Annotated in this window: 22 protein-coding genes and 1 other annotated feature; of the genes, 5 read left to right on the top strand and 17 right to left on the bottom strand. The window is 41.8% G+C overall.

The window, feature by feature from the left end; all coding sequences use genetic code 11:
• Positions 1-33: 33 nt before the first annotated feature.
• Together CSV67_RS00685 and zapA are read right to left on the bottom strand one after the other, a co-directional pair.
• Positions 34-573, bottom strand: coding sequence for a CvpA family protein (locus CSV67_RS00685; RefSeq protein ID WP_099629714.1), 540 nt, complete (start codon positions 571-573; stop codon positions 34-36).
• A 10-nt stretch (positions 574-583) separates the two neighbouring features.
• Positions 584-844 (bottom strand): cell division protein ZapA, encoded by a 261-nt coding sequence (gene zapA / locus CSV67_RS00680; RefSeq protein ID WP_099629713.1) that lies wholly within the window; start codon positions 842-844, stop codon positions 584-586.
• Between the two features lie 173 nt (positions 845-1,017).
• Between zapA and rnhC the strand changes: the two genes are divergently transcribed.
• The gene (gene rnhC / locus CSV67_RS00675; protein ID WP_099629712.1) at positions 1,018-1,938 is read left to right on the top strand and encodes a ribonuclease HIII; all 921 of its coding nucleotides are present in this window, start codon (positions 1,018-1,020) and stop codon (positions 1,936-1,938) included.
• A 63-nt stretch (positions 1,939-2,001) separates the two neighbouring features.
• On the opposite strand, the gene pheT is transcribed toward rnhC, so the two are convergent.
• The 3 genes from pheT to CSV67_RS00660 form a co-directional block, all read right to left on the bottom strand.
• Positions 2,002-4,413, bottom strand: a complete 2,412-nt coding sequence (pheT, locus tag CSV67_RS00670) for a phenylalanine--tRNA ligase subunit beta (RefSeq protein WP_099629711.1) — start codon at positions 4,411-4,413, stop codon at positions 2,002-2,004.
• 12 nt (positions 4,414-4,425) lie between these two features.
• Entirely contained in the window at positions 4,426-5,463 is a 1,038-nt protein-coding gene (gene pheS / locus CSV67_RS00665; protein WP_099629710.1) for a phenylalanine--tRNA ligase subunit alpha, read from the bottom strand.
• Between the two features lie 74 nt (positions 5,464-5,537).
• Positions 5,538-5,772: a binding site (T-box leader), on the bottom strand.
• A 53-nt stretch (positions 5,773-5,825) separates the two neighbouring features.
• Positions 5,826-6,596, bottom strand: a complete 771-nt coding sequence (locus tag CSV67_RS00660; protein WP_099629709.1) for a TrmH family RNA methyltransferase — start codon at positions 6,594-6,596, stop codon at positions 5,826-5,828.
• 82 nt (positions 6,597-6,678) lie between these two features.
• Between CSV67_RS00660 and sspI the strand changes: the two genes are divergently transcribed.
• Complete coding sequence (gene sspI / locus CSV67_RS00655) at positions 6,679-6,894, top strand: small acid-soluble spore protein SspI (RefSeq protein WP_099629708.1); 216 nt, start codon at positions 6,679-6,681, stop codon at positions 6,892-6,894.
• Positions 6,895-7,144: 250 nt separating this feature from the next.
• On the opposite strand, the gene CSV67_RS00650 is transcribed toward sspI, so the two are convergent.
• The 5 genes from CSV67_RS00650 to CSV67_RS00630 form a co-directional block, all read right to left on the bottom strand.
• Positions 7,145-8,767 carry a long-chain fatty acid--CoA ligase gene (locus CSV67_RS00650; protein WP_099629707.1) on the bottom strand — a complete coding sequence of 541 codons (1,623 nt, stop codon included), beginning with the start codon at positions 8,765-8,767 and terminating at the stop codon, positions 7,145-7,147.
• A 223-nt stretch (positions 8,768-8,990) separates the two neighbouring features.
• Positions 8,991-9,449: a small multi-drug export protein gene (locus CSV67_RS00645; RefSeq protein WP_099629706.1), complete on the bottom strand. Its 459-nt coding sequence runs from the start codon at positions 9,447-9,449 to the stop codon at positions 8,991-8,993.
• Between the two features lie 105 nt (positions 9,450-9,554).
• On the bottom strand, positions 9,555-10,520 hold the full coding sequence (gene argF / locus CSV67_RS00640; protein ID WP_233189561.1) for an ornithine carbamoyltransferase: 966 nt from the start codon (positions 10,518-10,520) through the stop codon (positions 9,555-9,557).
• Positions 10,521-10,666: 146 nt separating this feature from the next.
• Entirely contained in the window at positions 10,667-11,752 is a 1,086-nt protein-coding gene (locus tag CSV67_RS00635; protein ID WP_099629704.1) for a M42 family metallopeptidase, read from the bottom strand.
• Between the two features lie 48 nt (positions 11,753-11,800).
• The gene (locus CSV67_RS00630) at positions 11,801-12,793 is read right to left on the bottom strand and encodes a diaminopimelate dehydrogenase (RefSeq protein WP_199173099.1); all 993 of its coding nucleotides are present in this window, start codon (positions 12,791-12,793) and stop codon (positions 11,801-11,803) included.
• 151 nt (positions 12,794-12,944) lie between these two features.
• Here CSV67_RS00630 and CSV67_RS00625 point away from each other — a divergent pair, with 151 nt between their 5' ends.
• The gene (locus tag CSV67_RS00625) at positions 12,945-14,096 is read left to right on the top strand and encodes an MFS transporter (RefSeq protein WP_099629702.1); all 1,152 of its coding nucleotides are present in this window, start codon (positions 12,945-12,947) and stop codon (positions 14,094-14,096) included.
• Positions 14,097-14,281: 185 nt separating this feature from the next.
• Here the strand turns inward: CSV67_RS00625 and recQ are convergent, their stop codons facing one another.
• The 3 genes from recQ to pssA all read right to left on the bottom strand — a co-directional run bounded on the left by recQ (position 14,282) and on the right by pssA (position 17,142).
• A complete protein-coding gene (gene recQ / locus CSV67_RS00620; RefSeq protein ID WP_099629701.1) occupies positions 14,282-16,072 on the bottom strand; it encodes a DNA helicase RecQ in 1,791 nt (596 codons plus the stop codon).
• Between the two features lie 9 nt (positions 16,073-16,081).
• Complete coding sequence (locus tag CSV67_RS00615; protein WP_099629700.1) at positions 16,082-16,501, bottom strand: hemerythrin domain-containing protein; 420 nt, start codon at positions 16,499-16,501, stop codon at positions 16,082-16,084.
• Between the two features lie 107 nt (positions 16,502-16,608).
• Positions 16,609-17,142 (bottom strand): CDP-diacylglycerol--serine O-phosphatidyltransferase, encoded by a 534-nt coding sequence (pssA, locus tag CSV67_RS00610; RefSeq protein ID WP_099629699.1) that lies wholly within the window; start codon positions 17,140-17,142, stop codon positions 16,609-16,611.
• A gap of 56 nt (positions 17,143-17,198) precedes the next feature.
• Here pssA and asd point away from each other — a divergent pair, with 56 nt between their 5' ends.
• Positions 17,199-17,978, top strand: coding sequence for an archaetidylserine decarboxylase (gene asd / locus CSV67_RS00605; protein WP_099629698.1), 780 nt, complete (start codon positions 17,199-17,201; stop codon positions 17,976-17,978).
• A gap of 17 nt (positions 17,979-17,995) precedes the next feature.
• Positions 17,996-18,484: a DedA family protein gene (locus tag CSV67_RS00600; protein WP_099629697.1), complete on the top strand. Its 489-nt coding sequence runs from the start codon at positions 17,996-17,998 to the stop codon at positions 18,482-18,484.
• Between the two features lie 127 nt (positions 18,485-18,611).
• Here CSV67_RS00600 and cydC read toward each other — a convergent pair whose 3' ends face one another.
• Genes cydC through CSV67_RS00580 form a run of 4 tightly spaced genes read right to left on the bottom strand, consistent with a single transcriptional unit; the run spans position 18,612 to position 24,463 of the window.
• Positions 18,612-20,339 (bottom strand): thiol reductant ABC exporter subunit CydC, encoded by a 1,728-nt coding sequence (cydC, locus tag CSV67_RS00595; protein WP_099629696.1) that lies wholly within the window; start codon positions 20,337-20,339, stop codon positions 18,612-18,614.
• Complete coding sequence (cydD, locus tag CSV67_RS00590) at positions 20,336-22,057, bottom strand: thiol reductant ABC exporter subunit CydD (protein WP_099629695.1); 1,722 nt, start codon at positions 22,055-22,057, stop codon at positions 20,336-20,338. The genes cydC and cydD overlap by 4 nt, the downstream gene beginning before the upstream one ends.
• Positions 22,057-23,073, bottom strand: a complete 1,017-nt coding sequence (gene cydB / locus CSV67_RS00585; RefSeq protein WP_099629694.1) for a cytochrome d ubiquinol oxidase subunit II — start codon at positions 23,071-23,073, stop codon at positions 22,057-22,059. Before cydB ends, cydD begins: the two co-directional genes overlap by 1 nt.
• Positions 23,060-24,463 (bottom strand): cytochrome ubiquinol oxidase subunit I, encoded by a 1,404-nt coding sequence (locus CSV67_RS00580; protein ID WP_099630005.1) that lies wholly within the window; start codon positions 24,461-24,463, stop codon positions 23,060-23,062. Before CSV67_RS00580 ends, cydB begins: the two co-directional genes overlap by 14 nt.
• Between the last annotated feature and the right edge of the window lie 165 nt (positions 24,464-24,628).

Raw genomic sequence — 24,628 nt, 5'->3', positions numbered from 1 at the left:
TGGTTCATATGTACAGTACATTATTTACGAGCGTTAACCTATATAAACGAACCACCAATTTTTTATTGCCGAGGAAATAATTGGCGTATGTTCGAATATCGCTTTTGCCAGCAATGAATGACCTACTGAGTTTTGAATGACTTCAACGGGAAGCATCGCAAGTAAAGATAATACAAAAAAGATGATTACGTAGAATTCAATGAAGCCCAGTCCTGCGCCAACGAGACGCGCACCGAAACCTAGAATCGGAATATGCTTTATGAAGTCCAACATGGAACCAACTAATTGCAAAACCAGCTTCATTCCGACAAAAATTAAAATAAATGCGATCAACCGATAAAACGTCATATCCATATCCAAATTTTCGAATGTCCAGCTCAGCGTATCTGCTGCAGTCGCCCCCGGATAGGGTATCCATAATATTAATTTTTCTGCAAAGGGCTTGTAGAACTTATACGCTACGATTACCGATACAATCAATCCTAACATATGGATGAGCTGTACGATGAACCCGCGTCTAAAGCCCGCTATTAAGCCCCCTAAAAGCAGTAAAATAATGAGTAAATCTATCATATTTTGAACCTCAACCCTTCATTTTTTTCACTTCATCTTCTAATTCTTTTACTCTTTCTTGTAATTTTAGAAATTCATGCACATTATTTACCGCCGTCAGGACAGCAATCCTTTTACTGTCGAGATGTCGATTATGCTTACTGATTTCGCGCATTTTTTCGTCAACGAGCGAGGCTACATAACGCACATGTGAAGAAGGTTCCGTACCAACAACCGTATATGTTTGTCCGTAGATTTCAACTGTCACTCTTGCTTTTTTATTGTCCGCCATTTTATGCCCTCCCCCTAAAAACCCTCACATAATCATACCATGAAAATCAATTACTTGTGAATCAATTACGCCTCTTATTGACACGAGGTTCGAAATTCAGACATGATCTTTCATAAGGGACTCTAATTTCAGGTATACTAAGGAATAGATTATTCCGAGAGGTGGATAAATAAATGAGTAATCAGGTCATTGTCCTGTCTGAAAAAGAAATACCGAAAGTACTTCGCTTCTATGAAACAAATAAAGTTACCCGTAATGCACCAGGTGTCATTTTTGCAGCTAAGATTGCCGATACGTCCATTACTGCTTACCGGTCCGGAAAAGTGTTGTTTCAAGGTGCAGGTGCAGACAGAGAAGCTGCACGCTGGGGGACTGTAACGAAAGTGACACCATCTGGAGCAAAAGGAGATACATTACCTGCAAATTTTGCATCGCTATCCGTTCTCGGCTCAGATGAGACAGGTACAGGCGATTTCTTCGGTCCGGTTACTGTAGCTGCTTGTTTTGTTCGTAGTGACCAAATTGAATTGGTAAAAGAACTAGGCGTAAAAGATTCCAAACAACTTACAGATGCGTATATGCAACACATCGCGGAGGATTTGAAACGAGTTGTAACTTACTCCGTACTGACACTCGATACTATCAAATATAATGAAATCCAAAGTAGAGGATGGTCGCAAGGTAAGATCAAAGCTATTCTTCATAACCAAGCACTTCAGCAAGTACTGGATCAGATGCATCCTGTTTTACCAGAACATATTCTTATTGATCAGTTCGCGGAACGACGTGTTTACTATAATTATTTAAAAGATGAATCTTCTATTATTCGAGACAAAGTATTTTTCTCGACAAAAGCTGAAAACCTCCACGTCTCAGTAGCTATTGCCTCTATACTGGCACGAGTCGCATTCCTTGAAGCAATGGATCAATTAAGTACAAAAGCTGGTGTCACATTACCTAAAGGGGCTGGACCCAAAGTTGATCAAATAGCTTGTCAAATCATCCGTAAAAAAGGAGAACCATTCCTACACAGCATCACGAAAGTACATTTCGCCAATACACAAAAGGCATTGAATCTCGCATATAAAAAATAATATGATTGCGGTGAAATAAAGTAGGCTACCTGTCAGAAAACTGATAGGTAGCCTGCTTATTTTTTATGATCGAAGTTGTGCGTTTGCTTGTACAGTTAACGCATCCAGTACTTTACTGTGCGCCTTAACGACGTCTTCATCCGTCAACGTACGTTCAGGATCGAAGTATGTCAGAGAGAACGCCACGGATTTTGTTCCTTCATCTACGTTCTTCCCTTCATATAAATCAAACAGCTGAACCTTCTTCAGTAATTTACCGCCTGCTTGCTGGATTATTTTCTCCAAGTTCGCTGCAGTTGTGTCTCGATCGACAACTAAGGCAATATCACGGGAGATGGAAGGATAGCGTGGAACAGCTTCATACAACAGCTCTTCTATTGCAGTTTGCATAATAGCCTGCAAGTTCATTTCCATGACATACGTTTCCTGCAAGTCACGTTGTTTTTGAACGGTTGGGTGTACTTGACCGATAATACCCACTGACTGATCGTCTAACCATACTGTCGCTGTACGACCTGGGTGCATTTGATCCACTGTCGCTTTTGTAAACTGCAGTCGTTCATGCAAACCTAACTGCTCAAACAATCCTTCTACAATTCCCTTCATAACAAAGAAGTCGACTTTCTTCGTTTCGCCTTGCCATGCATGGTGAACCCATTTGCCAGTCAAGGCTGCTGCAACATGTTCCACTTCTTTCGGTAAACCATCCTCTTCGATACCAAGAAAAACAGATCCTGTTTCGTAAAGTGCAATCGACTCATTTCGACGAGCTACGTTATATGTTGTTGCATCAAGAAGGTGCGGAATGATGCTTTGGCGAAGAATACTGCGCTCTTCACTCATCGGCATAAGCAATTTCGTCACAGGAGCGGTCTCCAACGCGAAAGCTTGCGCATCTTTTGGTGAAGCCAATGAATACGTCAAAGCTTGCGATAGACCTGCCGCTTCAAGGTATCTGCGAACAATGCGACGCTTCGCCTGATACGGTGTCAATCCGCCTGGTGTACTTTCCACGATCGGTAATGTTTTCGGTATTTCATCATAACCATATAGGCGCGCGATTTCTTCAATCATATCTTCTTTGATTTTCAAATCTTGACGTCGTGTCGGAATATCCATCACGAGTTGGCCATTGATTAAGTCCGTCGGGATCTGCAAACGATCCATAATCGTTTTCATTTCATCCATAGCAATCTTCATACCTAGACGATTATTCACGTAGTCCGGCGAAAGAATGATTCTTTGGGGTGTTTTGTCGAGTTCGTCAAAGGTAACGGATCCTTCAAGAACTTCTCCACCTGCAAGTTCCGCCATCATTTGTGCCGCTCGTTCTGCTGCTTCTGCTACACGATTCGGGTCAACGCCTTTTTCAAAACGTGTGCTTGCATCACTGCGCAAGCCCACTTCTTTGGATGTTTGTCGAACAGAACTTGGTGCAAAATAAGCGGATTCGATAACGACCGTTGTGGTACCTTCGCGCACTTCTGAATTCGCACCGCCCATTACACCCGCAAGCGCGACCGGCTCTTTACCATTCGTTATTACTAGTTGCTGGTCATTCAATGTACGCTCCACTTGATCAAGCGTCACCATTTTTTCACCTTCACGAGCATGACGCACGACGATCTCTTTCGTTTCAAGACGGTCATAGTCAAATGCGTGTAGAGGCTGTCCGTATTCCATCAATACATAGTTCGTGATATCCACCACGTTATTATGCGGTCGAATACCCGCTGACATTAACGTGTTTTGCAACCACTGAGGTGATTCCGCAACTTTCACGTTCTTCACTACTTTTGCTACGTACATGGGATTGTCTTCAGTTGCTTCTACGGAAAGTTTCAAAACGCTTTGAGCTTTTTCTGCAGACGCTGAATAAGAAATTTCCGGCAGTTTAATATCTTTAGATAAAATCGCTCCTACTTCATACGCAACACCAAGCATACTCAATGCATCAGAACGGTTTGGCGTTAAATCAAATTCTAAAATACGATCGTACAAACCAAGATGCGTCAATGCGCTATCTCCAGCACGGACGTCATTCGGTAACACATAGATTCCTTCAGCATACGCTTTTGGAACTAATTTCCCTTCTATACCGAGTTCTTGCAGTGAACAAATCATACCGTTGGATTCTTCACCACGAAGTTTCGCTTTCTTGATTTTCATTCCGCCAGGCAAGATAGCCCCTGGACGTGCGACAATGACATGTTGCCCCTCTGCGATATTTGGAGCTCCACAAATAATTTGCGAAATTTCTCCACCTACATCGACTTGACATATATGTAATTTATCCGCTTCAGGATGTTTTACACAGTTATTCACGTATCCAATGACGATATTATCCATACCGAATGAACGATCTATGATGCCGTCTACTTCAATACCAGCACGAGTAATTTTTTCTGCCAGTTCTTCTACAGACAGTTCGTTCCAATCTACATAATTACTTAACCAATTTGTTGATACTAACATCAATATTCCTCCTTATGCCTCTGAACGGTGGAATTGTGAAATAAACCGAATGTCATTTGTATAGAAATGACGAATATCTTCCACTCCGTATTTTAACATCGCAATTCTTTCCGGGCCCATGCCGAATGCAAATCCTGTAACTTCTTCCGGGTTATAGCCGGCCATTTCTAAAACGTTTGGATGAACCATTCCCGCTCCTAAAATTTCGATCCAGCCTGTTTTCTTACAAACGTTACAGCCTGTTCCACCACACTTAAAACAAGAAATATCCATTTCAACTGAAGGCTCAGTGAATGGGAAGAAGCTTGGACGCAAACGAATTTCACGCTCAGCACCAAATAATTTCTTTGCCAATAAATCAAGCGTGCCTTTCAAGTCGCTCATGCGGATGTTTTCACCTACAACAAGTCCTTCAATCTGTGTGAATTGATGAGAATGCGTCGCATCATCTGAGTCTCGGCGGTATACTTTACCTGGACAAATGATTTTGATTGCGGCCCCATCTTTCGCTTCCATCGTACGAGCTTGAACAGGAGAAGTGTGTGTGCGCAATAAAATGTCCTCTGTAATATAGAAAGAATCTTGCATATCACGGGCTGGGTGACCTTTTGGCAAATTCAACGCTTCAAAGTTGTAATAATCTTTTTCCACTTCGGGACCTTCTGCGATTTCATAGCCCATACTAATGAAAAAGTCTTCAATTTCCTCTACTACACGTGTTAAAGGGTGATGATTACCTAGTTCTACTGGACGGCCTGGTAATGTGACATCAATTGATTCATTTTCCAATTGCTCCTGGATCGCTTGCTGTTCAAGGGTTTCTTTCCGTTCCTCAAGAATTTCTGTTACACTTTCACGGATTTCGTTGACTAGCGCACCCATCTTTGGGCGTTCTTCAGCAGGCAGTTTACCCATCCCTTTTAACAGGTCAGTAATCGGTCCTTTTTTACCTAGATACGCTACGCGCACATCGTTCAAATCTTTGACAGTATTGGATTCTTTGATTTTCAGTATTACTTGTTCTTTCAGTTCATGCAACTGTTCTTTCATGTGTACTTGCTCCTCTCTCTATTTCGGTAGTATTGTCTAGCCAAACTTCCGGAAAACAAAAAACTCGCCCCTATAAAAGGGACGAGGTCGATTTCGCGGTACCACCCTGATTAGTTTGCATCAAAAAACGATGCAAAATCACTTGAATTGGAATAACGGTCCTATGCCGGCACGCCTTTACATGTCTGGTCCAAGCGTGCAGCTCGCGGGGTGAACTTCAATGGAGCATCGTTTTTCACACTTTCAGTCAAGGTGTGAAATCCCTGATAACGCATCTACCCATTTACTTTTCCCGGTCATTGCTATTTTCTTTGATTCGACTTCTAGTATACCGTAAATCGATTACGCCTTCAATAGAGATGTCATGGCTGACGAAGCGTGTACAGCAAGATACCTGTTGCAACTGCCACATTCAGTGATTCAGCTTGGCCGTATAACGGAATTTTCACTACATGATCGGCCTGAGATAGTAATTCGCTATCAACGCCACTTCCTTCATTTCCTACAAGTAGTGCAAATGAGGTGTGTGTTTGCAGTTCATCGAGGGAAACAGCTTGCTGCAAACCTGTACCGATAATCGGGACATGATGGCTTTTCAAACGATCGATCCAAACGGACAACTCTTCGCGTACTACTGGAATATGGAAATGAGAACCTTGCGCAGAACGAACCGTTTTCGGATTGAATGGATCTGCACATCCTTTACCTAAAATGACCGCATCCAAACCTGCCGCGTCTGCAGTACGAATCATTGTGCCGATATTTCCTGGATCTTGTACAGCATCAATTAACAACACCCGCTTCCACTGATGTTGATCTGTTTCTTCATATTGAGGCTGTCTACAATAGGCAAAAACACCTTGTGTCTGCTCTGTTTCGGAAATCTCCTTAGCAACTGCAGCTGTCAGTTCAATAATTGGCGCTGTCCAATGTGCCGGAATTTCAATATCCTCGCGTACAAGTAATTGAAGAACTACATCTGGCTGTTTAATGGCTTCTTCGACAAGATGGACACCTTCCACAAGGAACTCTTTCGTCTGATCTCGTTCCTTTCTAGTCGTAACCAGTTTCTTCCAATGTTTCACTAATGAGTTCTGAGTTGATTCAATTCGTTTATTCAAGAGGCTGAACATCCTTTTTTCTTTTTAGTGTATCAAACCAGCGTATATTTAGCGACTTTTGTGGAAAAGATGAGAATAAAGGAGGCTGAAGAATATGAATTTCCAAATACGCGATGCAATTTCAGCAAACATGACAAACAATAGCTCCACTGACGTACGAAGCGTGATCGACGATGCCATCCAACGAGGCGAAGAACATTTATTGCCGGGATTAGGTGTGTTTTTCGAGCAACTATGGAAACGTTCCGATGAAAAAGAAAAAACAGAAATCACTAATGAACTATCTCAAGCATTCGCCCAAGCACAATAAAAGACCAGTAAAGAAGAGATAAACCCTTCACATTGATTAAAGTGTGAAGGGTTTATCTTTTGAACTATATTTTTTATAGTCACACCTTTCAGAAAAATATGTTAGTGGACCGAAGTGTAAGGCAGCGACTCGGGGAGGATCAGCCCGACAGGTTAGACAACTAAAGAGAGCATGCGACCTAGTTGGCTAACCGCGGGCCCTCCCGAACGCGTCCGCTTGGAACGCAGGGAAACGGTGCACGCGCGTGTCTTTACTTCTTCGTATAGTGATCCTTCAACTGATCACGCAAAGCAGCCTTCAAAAACTTCCCGACAGACGTCTTAGGAATCTCCTTGACAAACAAAACCTCATCCGGAATCCACCAACTCGCAAACTGCCCCTTCAGCGAATCCTTCAACTCTTGCACTTTCGCGTCACTCTCCGCCACATTCTCATTCAACACTACACAAGCTAGCGGACGCTCCATCCACTTCTCATGCGGAACCGCAATCACTGCAGCCTCATACACATCATGATGTGACATCAATGCATTCTCCAAATCAACAGAAGAAATCCATTCTCCACCACTCTTGATCAGATCCTTCGTACGATCCGTCAACTTCAGATAGCCGTCCTCTGTCATCACCGCAATATCTCCCGTATACAGCCAACCATCTTTAAACGCTTCTTCGGTACGCTCATCTTTATAATATTCACTTGCAATCCATGGACCTCTGACGATCAACTCACCCATCGTCTGGCCGTCCCACGGTACTTCTCCGTCTTCATTGACTACACGAATATCCAGCCCCGGCATGACCAAGCCTTGCAAAGAACGAATATCAATTCTCTCATCTATTGTCAAATTATCCATAGAAGAAGTTAGCACAGATAAACTGACAAGCGGTGAGGTTTCCGTCATGCCATAGCCGATGACAAATGGTATTTTGTATTTTTCTTCAAATGTCTTAATTAAGCCTTTAGGAGACGCAGATCCGCCACACACAATGACACGTAACGATGAAATATCACGTGGTTTTTGCTCAAGCACTCTTAATACAGCTAGCCAAATCGTCGGAACACCGGCCGTAATGGTCACTTTTTCACTTTCAATCAAGTCGAGTAAGACTGTCGGATTAAATCCTGGCCCCGGTAAAACTTGGGTTGTCCCAAAGAAAACTGCGGCAAATGGCACTCCCCATGCATTAGCATGGAACATCGGCACAACAGACATTGCAATATCGCGTTCACACAGTGCCATAGAATCCGCCAGTCCGAGTGCGTAGCTATGCAACACCAATCCACGATGTGTATAAATAACTCCTTTCGGTTGCCCCGTAGTAGCAGATGTATAGCATAAGCCTGCTGGAGTATTCTCATCCAAATCTTCCGGGTATTCATATTCATCTGAGGCGTTTTCCACTAACGCTTCGTAAGAATGGACATTTTCTAACGTAGTCTCGGGAATATCTTTACTATCGCCCATGACTACAAAATGTTTTACCGTCTTCAGCATGGGTGCCATTTTTTCAAGATGAGGGAAAAATTCTTCATCCACTAGCAAAATTTCGTCTTCCGCGTGATTGATAATATACATAATATGCTCAGGCGATAGTCGTATATTAATCATATGCAAGATTGCACCCGTACAAGGCACTGCGAAATACGCTTCTAGATGACGGTGATGGTTCCAAGCGAACGTACCGACTTTTGTTCCATGCTCCATTCCTAACTGTGTCAGTGCATTTGACAGTTTACGTGTTCTCTTTGCCCATTCACGATACGTAAAACGCTGTATACTCTGTTCACCAGTTCGTGAAATAATCATTTTGTTTGGAAAAAAACGTTCTGCACGTGTGATAAATGTAGATAGAATCAATGGTGTTTGCATCATATTCATCCGCTCCTCTTTCGTCAGAAATCAAGTTATCGATCCGTTTAACACGATCCAAAGCATGTACTATCATTTCAATGAAATCGATGCGCAGATGGAATGATTCCTAGGATGTACTCTACGCGCAAACAACTAACTCTATGAATATTCACTACTGTTACTTTCTAAATATAGTATATACATTGACTGACTATTCTGTCTACGCAAATCGGTAGAATGTAGTTTACACCAATTTTTGACGCGTCCAAAAGAATGCATCCACACCAAGAACGGTTAGTGCACCGAATACGATTGACCATATAGCAAGGCTAATTAGCAACCAACTAGCAGTCTTTGATTTGGAAGAGCCTAGAGCAAGTGCCAAGAACGCTGCCAAATGGGAGCCAATCAGAATTGGACCTAGCAATGCTAGACCTGGAACACCGTAGCGCTGCCAAATTTTCTCTGCACGAGCTGTACGCTTTGACGGAGGTTTTACATCGGTTTTCTTTTTGCTATCCCACCAGTTTTTTAATTTCTGAAAAACCAAAATTTCAAGCGTTATAGTTAAAGCATTCCCTGCAAAGCCAATCACAATAGCAGCCGGCAGAGACATACCACGTAAAATCCCCAAAGGAACCGCCACTAATACTTCAAACCCCGGAGTTGCACCCGCAAGAAATACAAGTAAATACGTAATCAACTAGTTTCCTCCCCCATTTCGATTCCATTCAGTATATCAAATGAAAGAGTGCAAAACATAAAAAAACTGCTTTCCGAATTCACAGGAAAGCAGTTGAATGATTTATTATAATAAAGATGCGAGGATCGCTTTTTGTGCATGCAGACGATTTCCTGCTTGCTGGAATACATACGAGTTAGAACCATCGATTACGGAAGTCGATACCTCTTCTTCACGGTGTGCTGGTAGACAATGCAAGAACACATAATCTTTTTTCGCATGACTGACCAATTGATCATTGATTTGGAAATCTTTGAAATCGACTAGACGCTTCGCCGCTTCTTCTTCCTGCCCCATACTTGTCCAAACATCCGTATAAATTGCATCTGCATCTGTGGAGGATTCAATCGGATCGTACGTCGACGTCACGCTTCCACCATTTGACTCAGCAATTTTCTTCGCTTTTTCAAGTAAACCTGAGTGGTATTCATAACCTTTAGGTGTCGCCACAGACACATGCATACCCATATGCGCACCCGCAATCACTAATGAATGCGCCACATTGTTGCCGTCTCCAATATAGGAAAGTTTTAAGCCTTTCAAATCACCTTTTACTTCCTTGATAGTCAGTAAATCCGCCATTGCTTGGCACGGGTGAAATAGATCAGTTAAACCGTTAATGACGGGAACTGAAGTATGTTCTGCCAATTCCTCGACCATTTTATGAGATTTTGCACGAATCATCACACCATCTAAAAATTCGGATAATACTTTACCTGTATCTGAAACCGATTCTCCACGTCCAATCTGTAAATCTCGTGCATTCATGAATAGACCATGTCCACCCAATTGAATCATGCCTACTTCGAATGAAATACGTGTACGAGTAGAGTTCTTCTCAAAAATCATACCTAATGTTTTACCTGCTAAAATGTCCGGTGTTTTACCAGCCAATGTATCTTGCTTCATGTCATATGCCAGTTGTATGAGATACGCGATTTCCTCACTGGAATAATCGAGTAGTGTTAAAAAGTCGCGTCCTTTTAAGCTATCCTTATCTATGCTTGTTGTTGTTTGATTTGTTTTTACCATTTGTTGATCCCCTACCATCCATTTGAAGTATGTATAAACTAGTATACAATTGTATATTTATGAAGTCAAATGAATCTTTATAAATTTTCATAGTATTTCATTAAAAACAGCGATGCTTTTTGGGCACCGCTGTGTGAGTGTATAAATTATTCAAATGTGATGTTTTTCACTGTATTTGCATCAAGGCGTTTAACAATTTCAACTAACAGTTTAACTGTATTCTCAAAATCTTTACGGTGAAGCATGGCCGCATGACTATGGATGTAGCGAGTCGGAATGCATATAGCCAACGTAGGGATTCCTGTTCCGCTTAAGTGGATTGATCCGCCATCCGTTCCACCACCGGCCATTGTCGCAAATTGATACGGAATATTCAGCTCTTCTGCTGTATCGACCACGAAATTGCGTAATCCTCTATGGGATACCATCGAAGCGTCATACAACAAGATCTGCGGACCTTCACCCATTGTACCAACAGATTCTTTTGCTGTAATACCTGGTGTATCCCCAGCAATTCCTACGTCTACTGCGAAACCGATATCCGGTTGAATTTTATTCGTCGCTGTTTTGGCTCCACGCAAACCAACTTCTTCTTGAATAGCACCTACACTATACAAACGATTCGGGTGCTTTTCATCTTTTAGCTGCTTCATCACTTCAATAGCGATGGCGCAGCCAATACGATTATCCCATGCTTTTGCAAGTAAGTAATTTTCGTTTTTCATGACCGTGAATTCGAAGTACGGCACAATCATGTCGCCCGGAAGAACGCCCCATGATAGAACTTCTTCTTTTGACTCTGCGCCTACATCAATGAACATGTCCTTAATATCGACAGGTTTCTTACGAGCTTCGGGAGGCAAAATATGTGGCGGCTTTGAACCAATCACTCCTGTAATCGTCTCGCCAGAACGTGTAACGATGGAAACACGTTGTGCCAACATGACTTGTGACCACCATCCACCTACTGTCTGAAAGTAAATGAAGCCTTTGTCATCGATTCGCGTCAACATAAAGCCTACTTCATCCAAGTGTCCCGCAATCATAATTTTCGGTCCGTTTGCATCGCCTTCTTTGCTAGCGATCAGTGAACCTAGTCCGTCATGATCTATTTCATCTGCATAGGGTTTGATGTGTTTCGTCATGACGTCACGCGCTTCGCGCTCATTGCCAGGGATTCCTCGTGCATCCGTTAAATCTTTTAGCATCTCTAACGTTTCATCTAGTTTCATAAAACATTCTGCCTCCTCATTCTATATCCAAACGTAATGGCTCCGGTCTTACAACAGTTCTTTACGAATAGCTGCAGGTGATTTAGGTGATAACAATCCTGGTGCGATGTCATAGACTGTCTTCGCCCCAGTCTCGCCTTTTTGCTGCAATTTATAAGCTGCTCTCGCATATGCGACTAAGACACTTGACGTAAATTCGGGATTACTGTCTAGTTTGAGTGAAAACTCAATGACTTGATCCGTGTGTTTACCTGTATTGCCGCTTCGAATGACGAAACCACCATGCGGCATCTTTGCATGATCAATACGAAGTTCTTCTTCCGTAATAAAATGAACCATTGTATCGTAGTCTGCAAAGTAGTCAGGCATGGTGACAATCGTTTCACGAACTTGATCTTCACTTGCTCCTTCTTCAAGAACGACATAACATTCACGTGTATGTTTATCTTTAGTTGAAAGCTCAGGATGCTCACCGTTACGCACACGATTGATAGCATCCTCCGCGGGTAAAGTGTACTGAACGCCTGCTTTGACACCATCAACACGGCGCACTGCATCGGAGTGACCTTGGCTTAATCCTTTACCCCAGAATGTATAGGTTTCCCCTTCAGGCAAAATGGATTCTCCCATTAAGCGATTGATTGAAAATAAACCCGGGTCCCACCCAACAGAAATGATTGCTGTCGTCCCTGCTTCATTAGCTGCTTCATCAACAGCCGCGAAGTACTCGGGAATCTTTGCATGCGTGTCAAAGCTATCTACTGTTGTAAAGTGTTTCGCAAGTGCTGGCCCTTGTTCAGGCAAGTCATTTTTAGATCCACCGCATAAAATCAATACATCAATATCTTCTTTAAAAGATTCAATTTCATCCAGCTTATAGACCGCTACTTGCTCCGAGAGTAATTGTACGTCTTTCGGCTCTCTGCGTGTGAATACACCAACTAATGTCATATCTTTATTTTGACTAATGGCTGACTCTACTCCACGCCCCAAATTACCGTAACCAGCGATTCCTACTCGAATTTCTTTCGTCAAGATCATTCATCCCCTTTTTCATTCTGTTTACGTTTCTCATTTTACCTTTAAGGGTGATAGATTGCGAATATTTATCTTTTGAGCAGTTCGGTTCAATTCGAAATGTTTCATGGTAAAATAGATAGTAGGTCAATTCTTTGTAAAGTGAGGATCTTTTATGCGTTTTTTTGTCTATCTAATTGTGTTCTTCTCGTTTTTTGATTTATTTTCACAGTTGCCGGTCATTAGTCCGTTTGCTACAGGTCTTGGCGTTTCCGCTTTCATCGTCGGATTATCTGTTGGTATTTACTCGTTTGCGAATGTTTTCGGTAATATCATTTCAGGTATTTTGACAGATCGCAGAGGACCATTTTATATTCTATTACTTGGTTTGTTCACGTCGGCTTTGTCGTTGTTCTCATATGGATTGATTTCTGGTTCTGTTTCACTAATTGGCATTCGATTTTTACACGGCTTGACGGAAGGCTTGATCATTCCTGCCGCCTTCACGTTTCTCGCTAATGGCTCCGAACGTTCCAAGCGTGGAAGAAATGCTGCAATATCGGGTGCATTTGTCGGGCTCGCGGCCATTTTCGGACCTGCATATAGTGGAATTGTTTCCGTTAAGACAAGCGTCGCGACCATTATGGCCATCAATGGCGCCTTTATGATTCTATTGACGATTGGCGCTATACTATTTTTACGTTCCTTTACATACGTAAGAAAAGTGAAGTCAGCGAAACAAAAAGCGGTAAAGCCGTTAGCTTTTTTCCGCCACCCTGGTATCGTCCGGGCATTCCTTGGCGCGTTCTTCTTAATGTTCTCACAAGGCGTATTGGCATTAGTGCTTCCACTAAAAGTAGAACACCTTCACTTTGATGCAAAAATGACCGGAATGCTGTTGAGTGTGTTCGGTCTAGTTGCTGTGTTGATTTTTGTTTTACCGATCAACCGTATTTTTGATATCGCCCGTCCGATGGTCACATTGGCAATCGGCTTGCTATTGATGAGTGGCAGTATGTTATTCTTATCGCAAGTTGACGAACTATCGTGGATGATGTTGGCAATGGTTGTCTATGGAACTGGGTTCGCATTCCTGTTTCCTTCTATCAACTCGTTGCTAATTGATTCCACAGAACCTGAAACAAGAGGGAAAGCGTACGGATTCTTCTACGCATTCTTCTCCTTTGGCGTTGTAGTGGGGTCTGGTACTATCGGTATATTAGATTTAGATTTCCATCATGCTTTTATGCTTGCAAGTGCAATTTTGCTTATCGCGGCCATTTTTACATTCATCGGTCTGCGAAAAGATATCCAACCTACAAACTAATATCGAATTCCCCAATAAATTATATGTAAAAGAGTATGTCCATCGAGGTCAAAAGACGTTAACGGACATACCTTTTTTGTATGGTTCAAGTTCCTACATGTAGTGCGTATGAATAAGTGATTGGGAATGAAAAGGAGATGCCACAAGAAGTCGTTGCTACACGACTTTCCGGACATCTCCTGTTTTCACGCTTGCTGTGTAGAGAACGAATTAATAATCTCGAGGAACACTTCCCCATAACGTTCAAGCTTCGTTTCGCCTACCCCTTGTACAGACAATAACTCTTCATTAGTGGCAGGCATTTTAGTTACCATATCCCGTAATGTCTTGTCCGAGAAAATAACGAAAGGCGGGACACCAGCTTCCTGTGCTAGTTTTAAGCGCACCGCCCGTAGTTCATTGAATAACGGATCATCTGTTGCGACGACAGTTGTTACCATCTCGCCTTTACGCCAGACTTTTACTTTTCCTAACAACACATCTTTCCCGTCTTCGCTGACGAAAATAGTCGGATAGGGTCCACTTTCCACTTGTAAATAATTCTTTGAAATCAAAAATTCAATGAAATCCGCTACGTCTTTAGCATTGCGCCCTTTCATCAATCCATATGTCGATAGCTCATCGAAGTTCAATTCTTTCAACTTTTTGTTTCTGGATCCTGTAAGTACTTGCGCAACCATCGTCTTACCGAAACGTTGCCCCATACGAATAACACAGGAAAGTACTTTTTGTGTATCGACAGTTACATCAAACTGTTCACGCGTGTCAGTGCAGTTACCGCAACGACCACATTCTTCGACATCCTCTTCGCCAAAATACTTGATAATGTGTTTTTGCAGACAGCCTTCCGTATGGCAGTAATCAACCATCACTTGCATCTTTTTGATTTCATTTGATACACGGGAAGGATCTGGAGATTGTTCGATGAGGAAGCGTTGCGTTAAGACATCTTGCGAAGAGAATAACAAATAACAATCGCTGTCGAGCCCGTCACGCCCCGCTCTCCCAGCTTCCTGATAATAACTTTCCATATTCTTCGGCATTTGATAATGAATGACGTAGCGTATATTCGATTTATCAATCCCCATACCAAACGCGTTCGTCGCGACCATCACGCGTGCGTCTTCCATGATGAAACGATCTTGTTGATGTTGACGTTCATAGTCGGGTAATCCTGCATGATATTTAGCAACCGGAATACCACTTTTCTCAAGTAACAAATATACTTGCTCGACCGCTTTTCTCGTTGCAGCATAAATGATACCTGATTCATTTTTATTTTTCTGTGTGTACTCTTTAACGAATTGATCCCGATTTTGACCTTTTACTACCGAAAATAGTAGATTACTCCGCTCAAAACCAGTTACAACACGGCTAACAGGAGGTATATGTAATTGCTGGCATATATCATCCTGTACTTCAGGCGTAGCTGTTGCAGTCAATGCAAGAATAATCGGTCGATTACGTAAATAATCAAAAACTCGGTGTATATTACGGTAGCTTGGACGGAAATCATGTCCCCATTGCGAAATACAATGGGCTTCATCGATCGCAATCAGCGGAATCGTCATTTTTTGCAATTGATTGAGAAAGGATTCGGAATCCAATCGCTCAGGTGCTACGTACAACAGCTTATACTTTCCTTCGAGTGCGTTATCCATCGTGCCAAAATATTCCTCTGACGATAATGTACTGTTAATATACGCCGCTGGTATACCCAACTGATGCAATGCATCGACTTGGTCCTTCATCAAGGAGATCAACGGTGAAATGACAAGAACCGTTCCTTCCATTGCCAATGCCGGTACTTGATAGCAGACAGACTTACCGCCACCTGTCGGCATTACGCAAAGTGAGTCATCACCTTGTAATACTTGTTCAATCACTCGTTGTTGCCCTTCCCGAAATGCTGAATAACCAAAATATTTATCCAATATATCTAACGGATTTTGAATGATCGCTACCACCTCCCTCATTATTAGTTTTTATGATTGAAACAATAAGCGCTCTTCTTCTCGACTATGTAGCTCATTCACTACGATCAAGCCGTTAAATTTTTGAAGGATTTCAGGCGTCACAGTTGGATCTTCCTCACGTAACGACTCGATGTCTGCAACGAGAATTCGCATCAAATCATGGTCGCGTGTAAGCTGGATAATATCTCGCTCCAGTTCGGGCTTTTCTTCCATTATTTTTTTATAAAAACCTTCTTCTTCGGCATCTGCATGACTGATGACACGCGTCTTCCAATAATCCAGTAAATGATCACAGGCTTGCTGAACCATTTCCGTTTCACCTTGTTCTACATATTCTATTAATTCATCTGTTTTCATTATGGCACCAGATAGTCCACCTTCATGAATCGCTTTATGTGAATGAAGCTGTCTTAATGCAGGTCCTGACATGCCGACCACTCCTTCTAGTTTTTCTTAAGCATAACAGAATTTCTAGGTCAGTGATAGCTTCCTACAATGAAAAGAGCCTTACAGAAAAATTCTCTGTAAGACACTTTTTACACTTTCGCTATACGAATACGACTGACCATCAGCCATGCGAGTATGCACATATAAATCACAAGGTAAGGTGCAATCAAATAAGGGACGACAAAGTAACTTAATGTAAGTAAAACACCCGCTGCTGTTATAGGCAGGCCATAATAGGAACCATCAAACTCTTCTACGTTATAACGGGCTAAACGGACAGCGCCTGCTAAAATATAAAAAATCACAGCGGACAAACCAATCCACATCGTATCAGTCAACGCTGTATCATAGAGTAGAATAGCAGGTGCTACACCAAATGAAACTAAATCGCTAAGTGAATCGAGTTCTTTCCCAAATGCCGACTCTGCATGATAATGCCTAGCAACCATACCGTCGAACCGATCAAATAATGCAGCGAAGAATATGAACATTAGACTCATATGTGCATGGCCTTGAAGCACAAGTAATATCGCTATAATCCCTAAACTTAAATTAAAAAGTGTGATGATATTCGCCAATTGTAATTTTAGTTTAGTATAATCAAAATATCTGAATGAAAACAAGTTACGACCTCCTCGTATACTTCTTTAGTATAAGCTTTTAATGAAAGGAAGAAAAGATGAAAACACGTATTTTTAAATCATTTGTAGAACTAACAGGTTCACCAGTTAGTTCGGCGTTACTAAAAAAATTGACAACTTCTCGAATTAGCAAGCCGCTAATTAAGCCCTTTGCATCATTCTACCATATTCAAGTAGACGAAGCAGAATACCCAATAGAGCAATATACTAGTCTCAATGACTTTTTCACCCGCTCATTACAGGCGGGCAAAAGACCGATCGATAGCAATCCAATGAACTTAATCTCGCCAGTCGACGGTGTATTAAGTGATTCAGGCAACATCGATCCACACCAACAATTTAATGTAAAAGATAAAACATACAGTCTACATGCATTGCTTGGCGATTCGGAAAAAGCCGCACGCTATATGAATGGCTATTATTATCTATTCTATCTTTCACCGAGACATTACCATCATTTCCATTATCCTATTTCCGGAACACTTGTGAATCGCTATGCATTAGGTTCTACCTCGTATCCTGTTAATGATCTAGGAATTCGCATGCGTGACGATGTATTTTCTTCCAACCATAGAGTTATTTCGGAACTCTCGACTGATTTCGGACATATTGCAATAGTCAAGGTGGGCGCCTTAAATGTAAACAGTATCCGCATTGCCAATTCTGAAACTACTTGTGTAAAAGGGCAAAATTTTGGTCATTTTGCATTTGGGTCCACCGTTATTTTATTTATCGAACACCATGAGGCATTCCGACCAGAAGAAATGCCTTTTACAGAAGTTCAAGTTGGTGATAGGATCGGAGAGTGGCAATATTAAGTAGATGAGGTTTTCTGATGGAACATCTTCAAGAATATGTAGTGCAGTATGGTTATCTGTCGATATTTTTCTTTTTGTCCCTTGGTATTTTCGGGCTTCCTGTGCCCGATGAATTGCTTGTAGCATTCGCTGGTTATTTAACTTCAGCGGGAACATTCCAATTTCTATTCACAATAATTTTCACACTATCCGGTGTAATGGTCGGATCCCTGTTCACATACTTGATCGGTAGAAAACTTGGTAAACCATTGATTCAACGTTTTGGAAAACATTTATTCCTTACACCACATCGTATGCACAAGATTGAGCGATGGTTTATGACCTACGGCTCCTGGACGGTGACATTCGGATACTTTGTTCCAGGCATGCGCCATTTAATCTGCTATATTTCAGGGATGAGTGGTATGAGTATTCACCACTATGTATTGTTTGCCACACCCGGTGTGATTGTCTCGACAACAGTTTGCTTGTTACTCGGCTATTTCATTCATTTACCTTTTTTCTAAATGACCGGGAGATGAAAACACAAAACATAGTTTCTAGACGTAGTGCCACATCCGCACTATGTTTAGAAACTAAAACGACGATGTCATTTCTTAGCCGAAATGACATCGTCGTTTTTCATGCAATTCTTTATATACCTTGATCCAACACATATAGCTGACGATATCTTTCATTCGTAGCCAATAATTCTTGATGTGTCCCATTCATGATGATTTCACCATTATCCATGAAAATAATACGATCCATTTTCTCCATGCCTATTAAATGATGTGTGATCCATACAACCGTTTTATGTTCTAATGACTGATGAAGTGTTTCTACAAGAGAGTGTTCAGTTACGGGATCCAAACTAACTGTAGGCTCATCTAAAATGACGATAGGCGTTTGTTTCAATAAAATCCGCGCCAGTGCAATTCGTTGACGTTCACCGCCCGAGAAACGTTGTCCCGTTTCTTCCATTTGTGTTTTCAGGCCTTCAGGAAGTGTTTGTAAATACTCGTATAAACCGACTTGTTCAGCCACCCGCTGTACATCTTCTAACGTAGCGGATGCATCTCCAAGTTTTATATTGTTTTGAACTGTGGTGGCGAAAAGATATGGCTTCTGATTTAAGACGCTCATGATTTCATATATGGAATCTCCATAGAGTGAAGAAGATTGTCCATTGACATGTACGTGTCCAGTTGTCGGCTGAACGGTACCTAGTAATAGCTGTATTAGAGTAGACTTTCCGGCGCCGCTCTTACCAAGTACCGCAACTTTTTCTCCTGGTTGAATCGTGAGTGTAATATTTTGTACTGCATTTTCTTTTTGACTTTCATAACGATAACTCACATTGTCGAGGTCTATAGACACTTGATCTACATTACCTAGCTCCATTGGAATTTGTTCCTCTAAAGTATTTTGCTGATGTATAGTGTCGACTCTCTGCAATGAAGCTTCATAAGCAGGTAAACGCTCAATCGCAAATGACACGGGAATCAACCCTTCTAAAATAGGCAACGTAACCAATGTAAATGCAGCGATATACGTGGGTGCCAACGAACCGGCTGCTGCTTGTTGTCCTGCCCAAATACCAACGATTAAGACCAGTAAACCAGAGTAAATTTGCAATTGCATTGTACGCGATTGTTGCCAATAGACTAATTTTTTATCAATAGCATGACTTGCATGACTTTCTTCACTAAACGAAGCAAGAAATTGTTCTTTCCTACCGCTGATGATCCAATCCCGCAAACCAAAAATACCTTCTGTCATCGTGTTATATAATTGACTGTGAAGTTTTTTCGACTGTAGCTGATTTTTCTTCATCATATACAGTGAAAGCATAGGATAAACAAACGTCACGATCGCTAATAACACAGCCATAATAAGCGCAAATTTCCAATCATAGACAGCTAGTACAATCACAGAGAAACTGAATAGGAATAATCCGATGACGGTAGGAAACAACGTACGGATATACACATCCTGTAAATGTTCAATATCATCCGCTAACGCACCAAGTAGATCGCCTGTTTGAAAACGCGAACGAATAAATAATGCTTGCGGCTCCAGAACGTGATATAACTGCACGCGCATATCGGCAATAATTTTCAATACGGCATTGTGTCCGAGCAGACGCTCTACATATCGTAAGGCCGCACGCGAAATACCAAATGTGCGGACTGCCACGATCGGAATATACACGAGTAAGATCGTTTCAGGTCTTTCCGATGTACGAGATATTAAATATCCTGATGTGAAAGTCAACATCGCAGCTGAAAGAATAGTCAGTGTTCCGAGCAGTATAGTAGATAGTATCGTTTTATTATATTTACGGGCGTAAGGAAGTATATGTTGTCGGTACAAGTTCATATAGCATACCCCCTTCCACGCGCTTCAAGTAAACGACAGTAAGCTCCGTCTTGTTTTATTAATTGTTCATGGGCGCCCGACTCTACCACTTTACCGTTTTCAAGGACTACGATGGTATCCATTTCCTTCATCCAATGAATCCGATGGGTAGCAAACACTACGAGTTTATCTTCAAGAAGCGGTAAAATCATTTGCTTTAATTCCTGCTCTGTTTCAATATCTAAATGCGCGGTCGGCTCATCGAATAATAAAATTTGACGACGTTGTAGTAACGAACGAGCTAGCGCAATCCGCTGCTCTTCCCCACCGCTCAGCACTCTCCCACCCGCCCCGATCCGTTCTTCATAACCAGCAGGAAATGTTGCGATCAATCGATCTAGACCTACACGCTCCGCGGCGTCTTGTACTTCCTGCAATGTAGCATCCGGTTCATAAAAGCGAATATTTCCGATTACAGTATCCGGAAAAATCGTAGGATGTTGTGGAATATAGGCAATTTGTTTTTGCCACTCCAATGTGGCTAGGTGCGGCAATTCTTGTCCGTCCAGTACGCAACTTCCGTCAGTAGGTAGCGTGAAACCTGACAAGACATCAACTAGTGTCGATTTCCCTGCACCTGAATGGCCAATGACGCCTACTTTTGTGAACCCTTTTAACTCCAAATCTAAACCTTCAAAAATAATCTGTTCATCGATTTTAACTTCGACATTGCGTAATTCCAACTTCGACTCATCGTTCCAAGTAGCAATCGGCGAATCTATGACTGGTGGCAGAACTGTTTTCTCTTCTAAGATACTGTGTATTTGTAAGCTTGCGTCTTTGCCGTCGGCTGTCGCGTGAAAGTCATTTCCTAATTCTCTAACAGGCGAGAAAAATTCTGGCGCTAGAATCAAAATAATAAGTGACGGTTCAAGAAGAATCTGTCCATTAATCAATCGAAGTCCAAGTTCAACCGCCACTACCGCAACCGAAAGACTGGCAAAGAAATCCAATGAAAACGAAGACAGAAACGCATAGCGCAAAGATCGATTCGTTGCAATACGATACTTGTTACTGACTATAGCAATGGATTGCTCATGCGCTCGGCTACGCCCCAAGTATTTCAGTGTTACAATTCCCCGTAATGAATCGACAAAGTGCCGAGATAGTAAACGGTACGTATCCATCTGTTCATCAATTTTCTTCTTAGAAACGAGTCCGATAAGAATCAGAAATATGATAAGAATTGGTAACACTATAATGAGCGTCACAGCGGACATAATATCGAGGGTAAAGATATAGACTACAATGACGAACGGAACTATAGCCATCGCTAATGTCCGTGGTATAAGCAATTCTAAATACTTTCTGAACTTCGGGACACCTTCCAAACCGAGTGTCACCAAATGTCCCGAACCATATTTCCCAACTACTTGAGGGCCAAGATCAAAGATTTTCTTCAGTAATTTTTGCTCATAATCCTTTGCTGTCCTATCGGCAAATCGATACGAAATACGCTCTTTTGCCCATTGAATCACATGACGTAAACTGTTGGCTACGACAAAAATCATAAATGACCGAAGCGCTTCACTCCAGTCTGCACCTTGGAACAATTGTGTGATGGCTTTTGCTAAATAAATCGCTTGAACCACAATGGCGATTGACTGAACTACAGTAAGTAGTCCAATCCATGCCATCACTTGTTTACTTCCTTTGTATTGAAGCAAGTATTTATCCATTAGTATTCTAGATGCTCCTTATCACCTGTCAACCGTTTACGGAACACATAATAACTCCAAATTGTATACGCCAAAACGATTGGCACCATAGTAAACGCTACGATCGTCATGATTTTCAATGAATAGTCTCCTGAAGCCGCATCTGCAATCGACATATTAAATGCAGGATCCAGTGAACTGATCATCACATTCGGGAATAGCGCGATGAAAAAGCTTGCCATGATAATGATCAATACTAAACCAGTCATCGTAAAACTTAGTCCTTCTCGTTTCGTTTTCAAGAAGAAGAACAGTAATCCGTATAATACGATGGCCAGACTATACAGCGGGATTAGAATAGCCCCATGATCTGTAAGAGCATCTGTCTCCAAATGCGTGAAGATCATAAACAGTACTAGAAACACACCCGTTAATGCATACACTTTACGCGCTGCTGTATTTGCCCGCTCACGTAAATCGCCTACCGTTTTCAAACCGATGAACAGCAATCCATGCAGATACGATAACAAAACAAACGTCACGCCGCCAATCACTGTGTAGACATTTACGAAATCGGTAAAGCCCGCATACATGTTCATGTCTCCATCAATTGGTAATCCACGAATTAAACTCGTGAAGAATACCCCAAATAGGAAAGGTGGTAAGATGCTACCGATGAATACCGCCCAGTCCCACGTCTTGACCCAAGCTTTCGAATCAACTTTATTACGAAACTCGAATGCCACCCCTCGTATGATGAAGGCTAGCAATAAGACGACGAATGGTAAATAGAATCCACTAAAAGCGGTGGCATACCAGTGTGGGAATGCAGCGAACATCGCACCACCCGCTGTAATGAGCCATACTTCATTAGCATCCCAAACGGGTCCGATTGTATTCATGACGACCCGTTTTTCCAAATCATTACGCGCCAGGAACTTTGTACTCATTCCCACACCGAAATCGAATCCTTCTAGGAAGATAAATCCTATGAATAAGACAGCGATTAATATAAACCAAATATCACTTAATGGCATGTCCTGCACCTCCTGTTTCAAACGGATCTGTTGCCGATACATCCTCTTCCGGTTGTTCATCCGGACCTCGCTGGATGAACTTCACGAACAATATGACCATGATGATTCCGAGGATCGTATAGATTGTGGAAAAGGAAATAAGTGAAAACAGAATCTGGCCTGCTGAGACATTGGGTGAAATCCCGTCAACCGTTTTCATTAAACCGTTTACTACCCAAGGTTGTCGTCCCATTTCAGACATAATCCAACCAAATGAATTCCCAATAAACGGTAGGAAGATCCCCACTACTAGAAGTCGTAGGAACCAAACGGATTCTACAATTTTCTTTCGGAACATCAGCAACAAACCAAGTGCGCCTAATCCAAGTAATGTACCACCTGTGACAACCATTATACGGAAGCTCCAGAATGTCGTTTTGACAGGTGGAAGATATTCCCCTTCCCCATGCTTATCAATCATTTGTTGTTCAAGTGCGTTCATACCTTGCACTTTCCCTTTAAACTCACTGTATGTTAAATAACTCAACATATAAGGTATATCAATACGTTTAGTTGTCTCTCGATTTTCCACATCAATCTTTGCGAATAATGTCCATGCGGCCGGATCACCACTATCTTCCCATAGCGCTTCTGCAGCAGCCATCTTCATTGGTTGTGCATGCATCAAGTACTGAGCTTGTGAGTGACCCGTAAATGCAATTCCAAGTCCTGATAACATACCGATGACCAGTGAAATCGCCAAAGACTTTTTAAAGAAGTCGACATGACGTTTCTTGATCAAATACCACGCGCTGACACCAACTACAAAGAAAGCACCCGTAGCGAAACTTCCGAAAATCGTATGCGGGAACGCGACCCATAACTTTTCATTGGTCAGCAAAGCTACCACATCATTCATTTCCGCACGGCCATTTTGTAATACATAGCCTGTTGGATTTTGCATGAACGAGTTGGCTGCCAATATCCAGAATGCAGACATGACCGTTCCGATAGAAACTAACCAAATACAAGCTAAATGTAATTTCTTCGGGAGTTTATTCCAACCGAAAATCCAAATTCCAATAAATGTAGATTCTAAGAAAAATGCCAATAGAGCTTCTACAGCAAGTGGAGCACCAAAAATATCTCCAACAAATCTAGAATAGGCGGACCAGTTCATTCCAAATTGAAACTCTTGAATGATTCCGGTCACTACACCAATCGCGAAGTTAATTAGAAAGAAAACACTCCAGAACTTCGTCATTTTTAAGTAAATTTCATCTTTCTTCACTAGATACATCGTTTGCATGATCGCGATAATCAGCGCCAGGCCGATGGACAAAGGGACGAAAATAAAATGGAACAATGTAGTAGATGCGAATTGAATTCTCGCTAATAAGACTTCTTCCATCATTTTTGTTAATCTCCTTTCGAACTGTGGTTCTATTACCTAGAATAACGCAGAACAAAAAATAGTTCGTGAACTATGTACGATATTCCTGTTACAAATCTGCAAACTTATGACCAAATTGTCTATAAGTTATGGCGGCTTTGTAACAACGCGTAAAAGAGTGCG

The sequence above is a fragment of the Sporosarcina sp. P2 genome (assembly GCF_002743255.1).
Taxonomy (GTDB): domain Bacteria; phylum Bacillota; class Bacilli; order Bacillales_A; family Planococcaceae; genus Sporosarcina.
This window is presented reverse-complemented; position numbering and strand designations above follow the sequence as displayed.